At 71.4% G+C, this 15,575-nt stretch carries 14 protein-coding genes and 1 pseudogene; 7 read left to right on the top strand and 8 right to left on the bottom strand.

Features of this window, described 5'->3' with window-relative positions; all coding sequences use genetic code 11:
- Positions 1 to 89 (top strand): annotated as a pseudogene (gene rps10p / locus B9G38_RS09905) (30S ribosomal protein S10); the annotation flags it as partial.
- Between the two features lie 98 nt (positions 90 to 187).
- Here rps10p and B9G38_RS09900 read toward each other — a convergent pair.
- The gene (locus B9G38_RS09900) at positions 188 to 748 is read right to left on the bottom strand and encodes a rhomboid family intramembrane serine protease (protein ID WP_086220264.1); all 561 of its coding nucleotides are present in this window, start codon (positions 746 to 748) and stop codon (positions 188 to 190) included.
- A 72-nt stretch (positions 749 to 820) separates the two neighbouring features.
- On the bottom strand, positions 821 to 1,123 hold the full coding sequence (locus tag B9G38_RS09895) for a hypothetical protein (RefSeq protein WP_049932269.1): 303 nt from the start codon (positions 1,121 to 1,123) through the stop codon (positions 821 to 823).
- A gap of 119 nt (positions 1,124 to 1,242) precedes the next feature.
- Here B9G38_RS09895 and B9G38_RS09890 point away from each other — a divergent pair, with 119 nt between their 5' ends.
- Genes B9G38_RS09890 through B9G38_RS09875 form a run of 4 tightly spaced genes read left to right on the top strand, consistent with a single transcriptional unit; the run spans position 1,243 to position 7,195 of the window.
- Complete coding sequence (locus B9G38_RS09890) at positions 1,243 to 2,376, top strand: lysylphosphatidylglycerol synthase transmembrane domain-containing protein (protein ID WP_086220263.1); 1,134 nt, start codon at positions 1,243 to 1,245, stop codon at positions 2,374 to 2,376.
- Between the two features lie 30 nt (positions 2,377 to 2,406).
- Entirely contained in the window at positions 2,407 to 3,588 is a 1,182-nt protein-coding gene (locus B9G38_RS09885; protein WP_086220262.1) for an alpha-1 4-glucan-protein synthase, read from the top strand.
- A 39-nt stretch (positions 3,589 to 3,627) separates the two neighbouring features.
- Positions 3,628 to 4,776, top strand: a complete 1,149-nt coding sequence (locus B9G38_RS09880; protein ID WP_086220261.1) for an extracellular solute-binding protein — start codon at positions 3,628 to 3,630, stop codon at positions 4,774 to 4,776.
- Positions 4,777 to 4,813: 37 nt separating this feature from the next.
- Entirely contained in the window at positions 4,814 to 7,195 is a 2,382-nt protein-coding gene (locus B9G38_RS09875) for a glycosyltransferase family 39 protein (RefSeq protein WP_086220260.1), read from the top strand.
- Positions 7,196 to 7,807: 612 nt separating this feature from the next.
- Here the strand turns inward: B9G38_RS09875 and B9G38_RS09865 are convergent.
- The 3 genes from B9G38_RS09865 to B9G38_RS09855 form a co-directional block, all read right to left on the bottom strand.
- Positions 7,808 to 8,461, bottom strand: a complete 654-nt coding sequence (locus B9G38_RS09865; RefSeq protein ID WP_233127184.1) for a dolichyl-phosphate hexose transferase — start codon at positions 8,459 to 8,461, stop codon at positions 7,808 to 7,810.
- A gap of 248 nt (positions 8,462 to 8,709) precedes the next feature.
- Positions 8,710 to 10,380 carry a GMC family oxidoreductase gene (locus B9G38_RS09860; RefSeq protein ID WP_086220258.1) on the bottom strand — a complete coding sequence of 557 codons (1,671 nt, stop codon included), beginning with the start codon at positions 10,378 to 10,380 and terminating at the stop codon, positions 8,710 to 8,712.
- Positions 10,377 to 10,940, bottom strand: a complete 564-nt coding sequence (locus tag B9G38_RS09855; RefSeq protein WP_086220257.1) for a gluconate 2-dehydrogenase subunit 3 family protein — start codon at positions 10,938 to 10,940, stop codon at positions 10,377 to 10,379. Before B9G38_RS09855 ends, B9G38_RS09860 begins: the two co-directional genes overlap by 4 nt.
- Before the next feature lie 113 nt (positions 10,941 to 11,053).
- On the opposite strand from B9G38_RS09855, the gene B9G38_RS09850 reads away from it, so the two are divergent.
- A complete protein-coding gene (locus tag B9G38_RS09850) occupies positions 11,054 to 12,664 on the top strand; it encodes an iron ABC transporter permease (RefSeq protein ID WP_049932282.1) in 1,611 nt (536 codons plus the stop codon).
- A gap of 158 nt (positions 12,665 to 12,822) precedes the next feature.
- Here B9G38_RS09850 and B9G38_RS09845 read toward each other — a convergent pair whose 3' ends face one another.
- Together B9G38_RS09845 and B9G38_RS18250 are read right to left on the bottom strand one after the other, a co-directional pair.
- Positions 12,823 to 13,878, bottom strand: coding sequence for a sulfite exporter TauE/SafE family protein (locus B9G38_RS09845; protein WP_394334919.1), 1,056 nt, complete (start codon positions 13,876 to 13,878; stop codon positions 12,823 to 12,825).
- On the bottom strand, positions 13,868 to 14,032 hold the full coding sequence (locus B9G38_RS18250; protein ID WP_167373091.1) for a hypothetical protein: 165 nt from the start codon (positions 14,030 to 14,032) through the stop codon (positions 13,868 to 13,870). Before B9G38_RS18250 ends, B9G38_RS09845 begins: the two co-directional genes overlap by 11 nt.
- 259 nt (positions 14,033 to 14,291) lie before the next feature.
- Here B9G38_RS18250 and B9G38_RS09840 point away from each other — a divergent pair, with 259 nt between their 5' ends.
- Positions 14,292 to 15,137, top strand: coding sequence for a universal stress protein (locus B9G38_RS09840; protein ID WP_086220265.1), 846 nt, complete (start codon positions 14,292 to 14,294; stop codon positions 15,135 to 15,137).
- Between the two features lie 28 nt (positions 15,138 to 15,165).
- Here the strand turns inward: B9G38_RS09840 and B9G38_RS09835 are convergent.
- On the bottom strand, positions 15,166 to 15,575 hold a 410-nt coding region (locus B9G38_RS09835), incomplete at its 5' end, for an inorganic phosphate transporter (RefSeq protein ID WP_198945672.1).

Genomic DNA, 15,575 nt, shown 5'->3' with positions numbered 1-15,575 from the left:
ACATCGACGCCGACGAACGCGCGCTCCGCCAGCTCATGCGCGTCCAAGTGCCGAACGACGTCAGCATCGAGATCGTTCTCGAAGACTGAGCGCTAGGGCGTTTCTCTTTCACCCCTTTCGTTTTTCACACCGCCTAGCCCCGGCGCCGTCGATCGCGGCCCGCGCCCACCGTCCGGTCCGGTTCCGGTCACCGCGCGTCGAGCAGGCCGACGCGTCCGGCGACGAGCCCGCAGAACGCCCCGGTCGCGTGCGCGATCAGCGCGACGCCCGGCGCGGCCGTCGTCGCGGTGAGGACGACGGCGACGAGCCCGAACAGGACCAGTTGGACTCGCGGCGAGAGGCGCAGGCGGTCGAACAGCGTCTCGCTCACGACGTTTCCCGCGAGGAGGTAGCCGCCGAGCGCGAACACCGCGCCGCTGATCCCCAACACGGCGACCGGCGGGCCGAGTAGGCTCCCGAGGGTCACCTGCGCGAGGCCCGCGAGCGCGCCCGTCGTGACCACGAACGCGTGGAAGCGGGCGCGGGTCGTCCGGCGCTCGACTAGGGGCCCGACGAGCAGCAGCGCGAGGGCGTTCGCCAGCAGGTGGCCGACGGAGCCGTGCGCGTACACGCTCGTGACGAGCGTCCAGGGAGCGACGGCGACGGGGGTCGACAGCGCGAACAGTCCGGCGAGGCCGACAACGCCGAGGAGGGCCTGCGCGGCGCCGATGAGGAGGGCGACGCCGAGCGTTTCGAGAGTGGCGCGCATCGGCCGGGTGTTGGGCCCAGGCGGTGAAAAGGCTGTGCGGCCCGGTCGCTCGCGGCCCGTCCGCGGTGCGGCTCAGATGACGTCGTCGGGGTCGTGGACGCGGGCCATCCGCGTCGCCTCGGCGGCGTAGCGCTCGCGGTCGTCGGGGTCGTCGACGGCTCCGACGTTCGACGGCGCCGCGTCGACGGCGGCCGTGGTGTCGCGCACGTCCGTGAAAGAGGTGAGCGCGCGCTCCTTGCGGAAGTAGCGCTCGCCGTCCGGCGTCGCGTACGTGAGGATCACCATGTTCTGCTCGTCGTCGGAGTACGTGCGCTCGACGAGCCACATCCGCACGTCCTCGGTCGCAGCGCCGGCGTCTGCCTCGTTCGCGCTCATGCGTAGTTGTTCGATTCCCGCGAACAAACGTGTTGCGTCGCGCCGGGTCCGGCCCGCCCCGCCGGTTCGCCTCCGCGAACCGCCAGCGTTATGTTCTTTAGGGCGACCTAAATAATCGTATGAGACCGCGAACCGCCGCCGCTCGACTCCGCGAGCGCCTCTCCCGGCTCCGAGCGCGCGTCCCTCGGGGGTCGCTCGCGGTCGCGGGAACCGTCCTCGTCCTCGCGATCGGCGGCGCGGTGTTGACGCGGACCCTCGACCTCGCCGCCGTCGTCGACGCGGTCGCGACCGCGGACCCGGTCTATGTCGCCGCCGCGCTCGTCGCGTACCTGTCGTCGTGGCCCGTCCGCGGCCGGCGGTACGGCGACGTGCTCGGGCCGATGGGACACCGGTGTCGCACGGCGTTCCTCACGGCGACCGTGTTCGCGAGCCAGACCGCGAACCTGATCGTCCCCGCCCGGGCCGGCGACGGGGTGCGCGCGTACCTGCTGAACGACCGCCGTGAGGTCCCCTACGCTACCGGCGTCGCATCGCTGGCGGTCGAGCGCGCCTTCGACCTGATCGCGCTCGGCGCGCTCGGCGGCGCCGCGCTCGCCGTCCGCCTCGCCGGGGGGCGGGTCGTCGCGCCCGACGGCTCCGGTCGGGTGCTCGTCGTCGCCGGGGGCACTGCGATCGCGGCCGCGCTGCTCTCGGCGCTCACCGTCGTCGTCGCTCGGAGCGACCGGCAGTTCGGTCCGGCCCTCCGCGATCGCGCTGCGGGATCCCGGCTCGCCCGAGCCGTCGACGCGGCGGTCCGGTTCGGCGCCGCCGTCCGCGTCGTCGCCGCGGACGCGGGCGCGCTCGTTCGGGTGTCGCTCGCGAGCGGCGTCGTGTGGGCGCTCGACGTCGCGACCGCTGTTTTCGTCCTCGCGGCGCTCGTGGGCGGGTTCGGCGGGGCCGTCGATCCGGTCGCGCTCGCCGTCGTCGGGACGCTTGCCGTCTCGGCCGGGAACCTCGCGAAGGTGCTGCCGCTCTCGCAGGGCGGGATCGGGCTGTACGAGGCGGCGTTCACCGGGATCGTCGTCGCCGCGACGCCGATCTCCGCCGAGGTCGCGCTCGCCGCCGCGGCCCTCGACCACGCGCTGAAAAACGCCGTCACGCTCGCGGGCGGCGGCGCCGCCGCGGCCGCGTTCGACCTGTCGCCGACGCGCGCTCCCGACGAGTCGGAGCGGGAACCCGACGCGACCGCGACGCAGCCGACGACGGACCGCTAAACTTTTAGGTCAGCCTAAAAACTAACGCGTATGACGGCTACCGCCCCGAGCGGCGACGGCTCGGATATCTGCGTCATCGTTCCGACGATCAGAGAGTACGAGTGCCTCCGCGCGTACGTCGCCAACGCCCGCGAGCACGGGTTCGACGCCTCGCGGCTTCACTTTGTCCTCGTCACCGAGGACTTCTGTGAGACCGAGGAGATGCGCGCCATGCTCGACGACCTCGGCGTCTCCGGCGAGGTGTTCGACGGGACCCGCCGCGAGGAGTGGTACGAGGCCAACGGGGTCGCGGAGTACGGCCACGTCGTCCCGGCCGCGAGCCACGCCGAGACGAGCTTCGGCCTGCTGTATATGTGGGCCGACGAGTCGTTCGACTACGGCGTGTTCATCGACGACGACACGCTCCCCCACGACGACGTCGACTACTTCGGCCGCCACATGGAGAACCTCGCGTTCGGCGGGGAGATCGAGCGCGTGCGCTCCGACGAGGACTGGGTGAACGTCCTCTACGACGACGCCGACGAACACGGGCTCTACCCCCGCGGCTACCCGTACTCCGCGATGGACGAGACAGTCGAGACGGACTCGGTCGCGGTCGAGTCCGGCGAGGTCGTCGCCTCGCAGGGGCTGTGGACGAACGTCCCCGACCTCGACGCGGTCCGTATCCTGATGGACGGCGACTTGGAGGGACAGGCGCAGACCCGCACGAGCGCCGGCGACTTCGGCGAGGACTTCGTCGCCGCGCGCGGCAACTACCTCACCGTCTGCTCGATGAACCTCGCGTTCCGCCGCGAGGTGATCCCGGCGTTCTACCAGCTGCCGATGGACGACAACGAGTGGGACGTCGGCCGCTTCGACGACATCTGGTCGGGCCTGTTCTTAAAGCGCGCCTGCGACGTGCTGGGCAAGCGGATCTACAACGGCGACCCGCTCTGTGAACACAACAAGGCCCCGCGCTCGACGTTCGACGACCTCGCGAACGAGGTGGCCGGGCTGGAACTGAACGAGCACGTCTGGGAGGTCGTCGACGAGGCGGGCGCCGACGCCGACTCGTACGCGGCCGTCTTCGACGCCATGGCCGACGCGCTCGCGGAGGGCGACTTCGACGAGTGGAACAACGGCGCGTTCCTCAACCACTGCGGCGAGTACATGCGCGACTGGCTCGACTGCCTCGACGCGATCCGGCGGACGCCGGCGCCCGCGGACGACTGAACCGACACGACTAAAACCATTTAGGCAAGCCTAAAACACATGACGACCCACGAATCCGACGCACGAGACGGGCGCGACGTTCGACGGCGGAAGTTCCTCGCGGCGGCCGGCGCGGTCGGCGTCGCGGGGGTCGCCGGCTGTACGGGGAGCGACGATCAAGACGGCTCCGACGGCGGCGACGGCGGACCGGCGATCGGGCAGATCGGTTCCGGTCGCGCCGGGCGCGACGCCCCCGGCGGGACGCCGATGGCGGAGATGCCGGCGCTGGAGGGCGAACTCACCGTCTACTCCGGCCGCGGCGAGTTCCTCGTCGGCGACCTCGTCGGCTACATCGACGACCTGTACGACGACCTCGACCTGACCGTTCGGTACAACAGCTCGACCGACCACGTGAACGCGATCATCAACGAGGGTGAGGGGTCGCCGGCCGACGTGTTCTACTCGGTGAACGCTGGCTCGCTCGGCGCGCTCGCCGACGCGGGACGCACGCAGGCGCTCCCCGACGACGTGACCGGGAAGGTCCGCGGGGAGTTCCACACCGAGCAGTGGGTCGGCACGTCCGGGCGCGCCCGGACGGTCCCGTACAACACCGAGTCGGTCTCCGAAGACGGGCTCCCGGACGACATCATGGCGTACCCCGACGAGTTCGAGGGCGACCTCGGCTGGGCGCCGTCGTACGGCTCCGCGCAGGCGTTCGTCACCGCGATGCGGCTGCTGGAGGGCGAGGAGGCCACCCGCGAGTGGCTCGAAGCGATGGTCGAGCGCGGCGCCGCGACGTACCCCGACGAGTTCCGCACCTGTCAGGAGATCGCCGACGGCGAGATCGACGCCGCGTTCACGAACCACTACTACATCCAACGCGTGCTCGACGGGAACCCGGAGGCCCAGATCGCCACCTCGTTCACGCAGGGCGACGCGGGCGCGGTGTTCAACGTCGCGGGCGCCGCGGTCGTCGACACCGCCGCGGACGCCGACCTCGCCGCGAACTTCGTCCGCCACCTGCTGTCGGCGGAGGCGCAGGACTACTTCGCGCGCTCCACCTTCGAGTACCCGCTGATCCCCGACGTCGAGCCGATCGGCGACCTCCCGACGATCGACGAGCTCGACGTCCCGGACATCGACCTCGCCGAGCTGTCGGACCTCGAACCGACCATCGACCTCATGCGCGAGGCCGGCGTCCAGATCTGACGCCGCCCCGCCGCTCCGCGTCCACACTCGCCTGATCGTGTCAGTTCTCCCGTCGTCACTCCGCCCCCGCCGGCTCGCTGCCCGTCTCCGCGAGCGGCTCGCTCGCGCCGACCGCGTGACCGTCGGCGCCGCGTTCGTCTCCGTCGCGGCCGGCGCCCTGACGTTCGCGATCGCCGCCACCGTCTTCTCGCACCACTCCGCGAACCACGACGAGGGCGTCTACCTCACGCAGGCCGCGCTGCTGCTGGGCGGCCAGCTGGAGTTCCACGCCGGCCCGCTCGCCGACGCCGTCCACCCGTGGTTCTTCGTCGAGGACGGCGGGCGGCTCTACCCGAAGTACAACCCCGTCCCGGCGGCGACGTTCGCGGTCTCGATGTGGCTCTTCGACGAGCCGCGCGTCACGCTCGCCGCTATCGCCGCGGGCAACGCCGCCCTCGTGTACCTGCTCGGCTCGCAGACGTTCGGTCGCCGGGCGGGGCTCGCAGCCAGCGTCCTGTTCGCCGCGTCGCCGATGGCGATCGCGACCTCGTCGGCGTTCCTCCCGTACGCCCCCACGACGCTCTTCAACCTGGTCTTCGCGGTCGCGTACCTCCGCGGCGTCCGCGACCGGTCGCTCCCGGCCGCCGGCGTCGCGGGCGTCGCGATCGGGGTCGCCTTCTTCGCGCGGCCGTACACCGCGGTGCTGTTCGCCGCGCCGTTCATCTGTCACGCGCTGTGGCGGGTGGGGTCTGCGGTCCGTCGCTTCGGCGCCGAGACGGGGCGGTCGACGCCGCGCGCGCTCGCGGCCCTCGGCCGCCGCGCGCTCGCGGTCGGCGGGGCCCGCGGCCTCCCCGGTCCGGTCCGCCGTCAGGGGCTGACGGCGCTGTTCGGCACCCTGTTCGCCGGGGTCACGCTCGCGTACAACGCCCGGATAACGGGGTCGCCGCTCACGTTCCCCTACCAGGCCTTCGCGCCGATGGACGGTCCGGGCTTCGGCGAGCGCCGTATCCTCGGCCACTCGGTCGACTACACGCTCGGACTGGCGCTGGAGTCGAACGGGTACGCGCTCGCCGAGATCGCGACGCGGTGGTTCGTCGCCGGGCCGCTCGGCACCGCGCTGGCGCTCGTCGGCGTCGTCGCGGCGGTCCGGGGCTGGCGCGCGTACGGAGACGTGCGCGGGCTCGTCGGCGAAGGGACCGTCAGCGCCGCGCGGGTCGCCGCCGGCGGCGAGACCGAGGGGGCGTCGGGAGCGCCGGGCCCGTCCGACTCCCCGGCCTTCCGCCGGACCGCGGCGGCGCTGCTCGTCGGCGTCGCGGGCTCGGTCGTCGTCGGGAACCTGTACTTCTGGGGGACCCACAACGCGCTCGCGGACCTCTCGGACCCGACCGACGGGCTCGCGTCGCTGTTCGGCCCGTTCTACCACTTCGACCTGCTCGTCCCGCTTTCGGTGTTCGGCGGGCTGGGCGTCGCGGTCGGGTGGCGCGCGCTCGCTGCGGCTCGCGACCGGGCCGAGCGTCGCGGCGTCTCCCCCCTCGTCGCCCGCGTCGCGCTCGCCGTCGTCGTCGCGAGCGCGGTCGCCGTCGCGGGCGTCGCCGCCGTCGACGCGGCCGCGGACCCGATCGAGCGGAACGCCGCGGTCGATGAAAAACACGAGATGGCGTACGCCCCGATCGACGAGGCGACGTTCGAGGACGCGCTGGTGTTCGTCCCCACGCCGTACGGCGAGTGGCAGAACCACCCGTTCCAGTACCTGCGGAACGGGCCGGGGCTCGACGGCGAGGTCGTGTACGCGCTCGACCGCGACCCGGAGGAGGACTTCGCGGTGCTGGACGCGTATCCGAACCGCACCCCGTACCGGTACGGCTACCACGGGGTCTGGGGCGCGAACCCGGACGCGGGCGTCGTCCCGAAGCTGGAGCCGCTCGACCGGCGGTCGGGCGACCGGATCGACGCCGAGACGACCGTCGGGGTCCCGGACCGCGTCGCTCGCGCTCGGGTGCGCGTGGACCCGCGACGGGGCGCCCCGGGCGGCCCGGACCGCGCCTCCTACACCGTGTCGGACCCCGGCGACTCGCTCGCGGTCGACTGGGCGGTGACGCCGGACGGCGCCCGGTTGCCCGGTGCGGCGGCTGCGGGCGACGGGACCCGCGAGACCGAGAGCGCGCCGGTCCCCTTCGACCCCGACGGCGACGTGCTCGCCGTCACCGTGACGCTCGTCGACCCCGCGGGCGCGACGTACACCTACCGGCAGGAGGTGACGGTCCGGGTGACCGAGGGAGACGGAGCGGGCGCCGAGCGCGTCGAGGCCGTCTGGCCGCCCGAGCGCTCGACCTGCCGGCTCGTCACGGAGTGCGGCAACGAGGGGACGTACCTCCCCGACGAGCCGGGGACCCACCCCGAGTGGGTCGTCTTCGAGACGGACGCCGAAGCGAGCGACTAATTGGCTGATTGTTTATAAATAGCCGACTGTGGATCGGCGGCTGACACCTCCAACGCCTCAACCGTTCGCGTATAAATAGCCGCCAGTAGATAGATGGCGAACACCTCCAAAGCCCCAGTCGCTCGTTTATAAGTAATCGACTGCGGATCGGCGGGGAACACCTCCAAAGCCCCAGTCGCTCGCTTATAAGTAATCGACTGCGGATCGGCGGGGAACACCTCCAAAGCCCCAGTCGCGAGGACGCCGGACGCTCGTTGCGCTCCTCGCTCAGTCACTCCGTTCCTTCGCTGCGGTGCTTAAGTCGCCTCCGGCGTCCTCGCGACTGCCCCTTTGAGTCCCACCCGACTGCGACCGCACAGCACCTCGCACCTCCCCAACCTCGTCGCTGGCGGCCTTCGCTCCGCTCCGGCCGCCAGCGACTCCCTCGCGCGTGCTGCCTCGCGGCCGCCGATGGCGGCCGCTCGCAGGCGCGCGCCGACCGCATCTCCACGTTCATTTATAAATAATCGGCGCGGCCGCTCACGAGTATAAAAACGCCGCCGGCGGCGGTCCACTGTGCCCACAGCGTCCGTCCGGACCGCCGTACGGCGTCGCGTCGGGGGCGAAGCGCCCCTAGAACCGCCGCAGCTGCTCTTCGAGACAGACGGTGACGATCGACTTCGCGATGGCGGCGCCGCCGCCGATCGGGTCCAGCTTCGTGTCGCCGAGGCGCTCGGCGTAGCGAATCGGGCGCTCGCGCACGTCGTAGCCCCGCATCAGCGGGCGGATCAGGAGTTCGGCGGAGAGGCCGGTGTTCTCCGTCCAGCCGATCTCCTCGACGACCTCGCGTCGGTACGCGCGCATGCCCGTGGTGGTGTCGTGGACGCGCTCGCCCATGAGGAGGCTCGCGACCGCGGCGAACGCGTGGTTCCCGAAGCGGTTGAACGCCGGCATCGCCTCCGCGCCGTGGTAGAGCCGGTCGCCGCTTACCACGTCCGCGCCGTCGTTGACCTCGGCGAGGAACTCCGGCAGCGCCTCCATCGGGTAGGTGTCGTCGCAGTCGGTCGTGACGACCACCGGTCGGTCGGGGGTCAGGATCGCCTCGCGGACGGCGACGCCGTACCCCTGCGGCTCCTGTTCGATGACCCGAGCGCCGTGCTCGCGGGCGATCTCCGGAGTGCGGTCGTCGGATCCGTCGACGCAGACGACCTCCGCCCTCCCGTCCGTGACCTCGTCGATGTCATCGAGGACCGTCCCGATCGCCTCCGCCTCGTTGTACGTCCCCATCACGACGCTGAGGTCGTCGAAGGTGTATGCCCCGCCGTCCCCCCCGTTCGCCACGCTCTCGCCTTTCTCGTCCGCCGCGCTCTCGATCTCCTCGTCCGCCGAGCCTTCGCCCTCTTCCCCGACGGTCTCCGTCACGTCGACGGCGCTCGCAGATCCGTTCGTCGCGTGTGCTGAGTCGCTCATTACCCGGATCTCCGCTCGCACCTACTTGAGTTTTTAGGTTTACCTAAAATAATGTTCGACGGCAGTCAGGTCTGCGCCGAGAGGCGGGCTTCCACGTCGTCTGCGACGCGGAGCGCGAGCGCGGCGATGGTGAGGGTGGGGTTCATCGCGCCGCTCGTCGGGAAGACGGAGCTGGAGGCGATCCAGCAGTTGTCGAGGTCGTGGGTCCGGCAGTCGGCGTCGACGACCCCCCGGTCGGGGTCGTCGCTCATCCGCGTCGTGCCCATGTGGTGGTAGGCGGGCCCAGTTGCGTCCGGCCCGGCGACCCACTCCACGTCGGCGCCGAGCTCCTCCAAGATCGCGACCTGGATCTTGTTCGCCCGCTCGATCGTGTCGAGCGCGCGCTCGCCCACGCTCCACTCGACCCGCGGCGCCGGGTCCCCGTGATCGTCGGTGCGGTCGTCGGCGAGGGCGATCCGGCTGTCGGCCCGCGGGGCCTGCTCGACGAGCCCGCCCATGGCGACGTGATTCCCGTACCCCTCACGGAGCTGGTCGAGCAGCGGGTCGCCCCAGTCGTCGCCCGACAGGGCCGTCTCGACCGGCGAGGGGCCGGCGTAGTTGAAGAACTCCAGCTTGAACGGGGCCTGCGCCTCGTCGGCCTCGTCGTAGAACTGGTCGCAGGCGCTGGTGTAGAAGCCGACGTGGTTCTGTCTGGTCGGCTCGTCGAGGGTGCCGCCCGCCCCCGCGAACAGGTGGTCCATGAAGAACTCGCCGACGTGACCGCTCCCGTTCGCGAGCCCGTCGGGGTATCGGTCCGAGGCGGAGAGGAGCAGGAGCCGCGGCGTCTCCACGCCGCCCGCGGCGACGACGAAGGCGTCGGCCGTCTGCCTGTGTTCAGCCCCGTCAGGGGTCGCGTACACCGCCGCGGTCACCCTGTCGTCGCCGTCGTGCTCCAGCGACCGCACGGACGCCCGGTCGATGACGGTCGCGCCCCGCTCCTCGGCGCGCTCGACGTGGACCGTCGCGTCGTACTTCGCGCCGCTCGGACACACCGGCTGGCAGGTGCCGTAGCCGACGCAGGGGGACCGGTCGTCGTACGGCTCGGAGTTGCGCGCGTTCGGCACGGAGTGCATGGCGATCCCGAGCGACTCGCAGGCCTCGGCGAACAGCGAGTCGCTGTAGGAGGGCTCGAACGCCGGCATCGGGTGCGGCTCCTCGCGCGGCGGCGCGTAGGGGTTGTCCGACGCGCCCGCGACGCCCAGCTCGCGCTCGGCCTCGGCGTAGTAGGGGCGGAGGTCCTCGTAGTCGATCGGCCAGTCCGGCCCGACGCCCCGCGCCGTGCCGGAGTTGAAATCGTCCTCGTGGAGCCGCATCACCATCCCCTGCCAGTGGAGCGTCGACCCGCCGACGCCCTTCACGCGGGCGTGGTTGAGCGGGTACGGGCGGTCGCCGGCGATCTCGTGGGCGTCGCGCTCGCCGCCCACGTCCCAGACGTCCGGCCGGTCGTAGAACGGGCGGATCGCGCGCTCCTGTCTCGCGAGCCGGTCGGCGGGGTCGAATCGCGGGCCCGCGTCGAGCACGACGACCTCGCGGTCGCCCGCCAGCCGGTCGGCGACGAGCGCTCCCGCGGGGCCGGCGCCGACGACGCAGACGTCCGTGTCCGGCACGGGCGTGCGGTCGACGTCGCCGCGGGCCCGGTCGCCGGTCTGCCGGTAACGAGCGTCCCGTCCGCCGCTCGCGTCCTCCGCGCCGCTCATCGGGGCCCCTGCCGGTAGCTCTCCGCGCCGCCCGCGTGCCCCTGCGGGTTCTCGATGCCGACGAGCTCCCCGCCCGTCGGCGAGGCGTACAGCGCGAGCAGCAGCTCGTTGACGACGTAGTACCGGACTCGCTCCGCGGTCGTTCCGTCCGGGTTCTCCTCGGCCACGTCCGCGCCCATCTCCCGGAGCAGATCGTCGCGGTCGGCGGGCGAGAGGTCGGCGACCGGCGCGCCGTACCACGACCGGGCGGCCGACTCGACCTCGGCGACCGCGGCTCGGATCCCCTCGGCGTGCGCCGACCCGTCGAGGCGGCTGTCGAGGAGGCCGTCGACGAACGCGTCGAGCCCGGAGACCGCCTCCGGGTAGACGGTCCGCGCGACCGCCGTCATCGCCTCGCGGACCGCCTCGTCGCCGGGGGTGCCGTCGCCGTCCCGCGCGGGCTCCGCCTCGGCGCCTCCCCGACCGCCGTCGCCGGTCGCCCGACGGACACCAAGCGCGACGCCGCCGGTCGCGCCGATCGCGGCCAGCGCGGCCGCCGCGTCGCGTCGCGTCAGTTCCATGGAATATTTTAGGCAGCCCTAAATTAATATATCCGTCGGAGCGCGCTCGACGCGCGATCGGAACCCCTAACGCCGGCCGCGACCACGCTCGGACAGAGACTCTGCCCCGTACAATGACCCTGCGAAACCGGCTCCGCGACCGCTTGACCGACGGCGACGACAGGCTGCCGATCGGGCTCACGCTGCTGTGCGCGGCGATCGCCGCCACGCTCGTGTTCCCGCTGGCGTGGCTCGTCATCGAGGCGATCGCCGTCGACCGCGGGCGCGCGACGGACCTCCTCTTCAGCGCCGGCACCGCGGAGGTCCTCGTCAACAGCCTCCTCTTGATGGCGGGCGTCACCGGCCTCTCGGTCGCGATCGGCGTGCCGCTCGCGTACCTCACCGCCCGGACCGACCTCCCCTTCCGTCGCTTCTGGTCGGTCGCGGCCGCCCTTCCGCTCGTCGTCCCGAGCTACGTGGGAGCCTTCTCGTTCGTCTCCGCGTTCGGCCCGCAGGGCGAGTTCCACGAGGTCCTCGCGCCGCTCGGCGTCCAGCGCGTCCCCGAGATCGGCGGCCTCTCCGGGTCGATCCTCGTCATCACGCTGTACACCTACCCGTACGTCTACCTGACGACCCGGGCCGCGCTGCTGTCGTTCGACACGACGCTGCTGGAGGCCGCCCGGACGCTGAACCACGGGCGGCTCGCGGCGTTCCGCCGCGTGACCCTCCCGACTATTCGGCCGGCGATCGCCGCCGGGTCGCTGCTCGCCGCGCTGTACGCGGTCTCGGACTTCGGGACGCCGTCGATCATGCGGCTCCCGGTGTTCACCCGCCAGATCTACGTCGAGTACAACGCGTTCGGACGCGACTACGCGGCGCTGCTGTCGCTCCAGCTGCTCGTCGTGGTGGTCCTCGTGCTCGCGCTGGAGTGGGCCGTCCGCTCGGACCGCGACACGAGCGGCGACGACGCGGGCCGCACCGACGACCGGGTGTCGCTCGGGTGGCTGCGGTGGCCGGCGACGCTGCTCCCGGCCGGCGTGTCCGCGTTTGCGCTCTTGGTCCCGCTGTGGATCCTCGGGCTGTGGCTCGTTCGCTCGGAGGCCGGCCGCCGCCCCTCGCTCGCGTTCGAGCCGATACAGGTGCTCAACTCGGTGTCCGTCTCGGCGGCCGCGGCGGTCGTCGCCGCGCTGGCCGCCCTCCCGATCGCGTACTTCGCCGCGAACCACGACTCGCCGCTCGCGGTCGTCTTCGAGCGCGCGACGTACGTCGGGTTCGCGGTGCCGGGCATCGTGTTGGCGCTCGCGCTGGTGTACTTCGGCTCCGGCTACGTCCCGTGGCTCTACCAGACGCTCCCCCTGCTGGTGTTCGCCTACGTCGTCCGCTTCCTCCCCCAGGCGGTCGGCTCGGCCCGCACGTCGATCCTCCAGGTCGACCCGCGGCTCGTCGAGGCCGGGCGGACGCTCGGGGAGTCGCCGACCGGCGCGTTCAAGCGCGTCACGTTCCCGCTCACGCGCTCGGGGATCGTCGCCGGGGCCGCGCTCGTGTTCCTCACGACGATGAAGGAGCTACCGGTCACGCTGGTGCTCCGCCCCACGGGGTTCGACACGATCGTCACGCAGATCTGGCGCGCGCAGTCGACCGCACTCTACCAGTACGCCGTGGTGCCGACGCTCATCCTCCTCCTCATCTCCGGGCTCTCGATGGTCGTTCTCCTCACGCAGGAGGGCGGCGAAGAAGGGCTGTGAGGGTCGCGGTCACCGTCCTCGGATGTGGCGGTCCGCGCCGGGTCGCCGCCACCAGATGCGGCGGTCGCCGCCGCTCCCGTCGGTCCGAGAGACCGGTCGCTCTCGATAGTGTTGAAAGAAACTAACAATACCACGACCGTGGACTGGAGAAAAACGGGTCAGTCCGCGGCAGACGTCTGCTGTTGACGCGTCACGCGGAGCGAGCTGATCGTCGTGTAGAGGACCGCGAAGGCGACGACGACCGCCGCGCCGATGGTAAGCACCAGTCCGAGCAGTTCGAGCGTCGAGCTGCCGATGTACGAGCCCACTTCGCCGATGCCCACGGCGAGGGCGCCGACGAGGAGCATCCCGCCGAAGTACACCTTGATCTCATCGGAGTCGACGACGGCGGTCGCGGCGGAGCCGACGCGCGCGCCGAGCGCGCTCCCGAACAGCAGCGGGGCGACGATGCCGAGGCTCACGCCGCCGTCCTGTCCGTAGAGGTAGCTCCCGAGCCCGCCGGAGAAGACGATCTCGAAGAGGTCGGTCCCGACGGCGACGGGCACCGGGACGCCGATCGCGTAGATCATCGCGGGCATCCGGATGAAGCCGCCGCCTACGCCGAGGAACCCGGACAGGACGCCGGTCGAGAAGGCGACGGCCGTGATCACCCACACGGAGACGGTGACGTCGCCGCGGAGCGTCACCATCGGCGGGATCCGGACCGTCTGTTGGATCTTCTTCGCGATCTCGGGGATCTCGTACTCGTCGAGGTCCTTGTCGGTGGCCTCGTGGTCGACGCCGCCGTCGTCGCCCTTGAGGGCGTCGCGCGTGACCATCGCGCCGACGCCGCCGAGCAGGACAACGTAGGCGACGCTGATGACGCCGCCGGCGAGCCCCATCGATTCGAGGTAGTAGACGCTGGCGCGCCCGGCCTCGATGCCGATGGTCGTCCCGGTGATCATGATCACCCCAAGCTTGTAGTCCACCTGCCCGAGGTCGTGGTGTTTCAGCGTCGCGATGACGGCCGTTCCGAAGACGAACGCCATCCCGCTCCCGACGGCGACGGAGGCCGGGTAGTCTAGCATTAGGAGGGCCGGGGTGACGAGGAACGACCCGCCCATGCCGAAGAACCCGAACAGCACCCCGACGACGAGGCCGAACCCGACGAACAGCGCCAACATCTCGGGGCTCGTCTCGAAGATGCCGAGGCCGCCGAGGAAGTTACCGAGCACTGGCGTCACCCCCGACCAAGAGCCGCATCAGATAGGGCCCGACGAGCCGTTCGAGGCCGCCGTACCCCACGTACAACACGAACGCTTCCAGGAGAATCGTGCCGATGAGTAGGACCGTCTCTGGGTCCCACGAGGGTATCTCTAGTCCAGCCATCTATTCGTCCTCCGGCTTCCGAACGCGGAAATTCGGTCTTGGCACATTTCTGCTCGGTGTCCACTATCCGCTTCGTGCCTATAACGGTTTTGGGCTTGATGTACAATACTATATCCCGGTAACCTCGGCGGGAGTACCGATAACTTACAGAGATAATACGGCGCCTCCGTCGGCCCGAGCGCCGGCTACGCGCTCGCGCTCGCTGAAGTATCAACCGATGAACAAAATCGTGTTGTCGCCGCCCGCCGAAGGGATCGACATGAGGGCCCTGTGCGCAACCGACCTGTCGGCCGCCAGCGAGGCGACGATCGAGAACGAGACCTGCCTCGGCTGCCTGGACCGAATCGGCGTCCGGACGGTCCACCTCGTCACGGTCGTCTCGGCGAACGTCCACCCCGGCATGCCCGGCGTCGACTTCGAGGAGCGCCGGCGGCGGGGGCTCGACAGGTACCGCGAGGTGATCGAGGCCGCGGGGTTCGACGTCGAGACGCACGTCGTTCGCGGGACCCCGTACCGCCGCCTCAACGGCATCGCGGAGACCGTTCACGCCGACCTGACGATCGTGGGTTCGCGCGGACAGAGCCCGCTGGAGAACCGGGTCGTCGGCTCGACCGCCCGCAACCTCGCCCGGACCACCGTCGTCCCGCTGCTGGTCAACCGCGTCGAGCGGGCGGCCGACGACCCCGATGTCCTCCGCGAACACCTCTTCCGGCACGTCCTCTTCGCGACAGACTTCTCTGAGCACGCCGACCGGGCGTTCGACGCCTTCTCGTACCTCCGTCGCGCGACCGAGGAGGCGACGCTCGTCCACGTCCGGTCGCCGAAGGACGACGGGCCGGACGCCGGCGGCGGTCCCGCGGAGCGGCTGGCAGAGCGGGCGAGCACGCTGGAGGGCTGGGGGATCGAGACGCGGACCGAGGTCCGCCGCGGCGACCCCGCCGAGGAGATCCTCGCCGTCGAGGCCGAGGTCACTCCGTCGACGGTCCTCGTCGGGTCGAAGGGGCGGAGCCGGATCCGGCGGCTCCTGCTGGGCAGCGTCTCGGAGGAGATCGTCGCGCGGGCGACGGGCAACGTCTTCCTCGTCCCGCCGCCTCGGGCAGTTTAAGAGTAGGCGACGCCGCGGCGCGCGCCGATCACAAGACGAGCGCGGCGGCCGCGTACGCGAGCGCGAACGAGAGGCCGAACGAGCCGGCCCACGCCCCCACGGTCGTGAGGATCTTCTCCGCGTCGACGGCCTCCCGACCGCCGACGGCCGCGCCGCTCCCGATGATCGCGCTCACGACGATCTCGTTGAACGAGACCGGCACGCCGAGCAGCACGGCCAGCTGCGCGATCAGGAACGACGGGACGAGCGCCGAGATGGAGCGGCGCGGCCCGAGCGACGAGTAGTCCTGCGCCAGCGACTTTATCATCCGGGGCGCGCCGGTCCACGAGCCGACCAGCATCCCGAGCCCGCCGCCGACGAGGACGACGGTGGCCGACACCATTCCCACCTCGTCGAGCAGTGGTCGCAGCGGTTCGCCCGCGGACCCGACCTCCCTCC

This window comes from Halorubrum sp. SD612 (assembly GCF_002135005.1).
The sequence above is the reverse complement of the archived record's forward strand: the minus strand, read 5'-3'. Positions and strand labels throughout refer to the sequence as shown.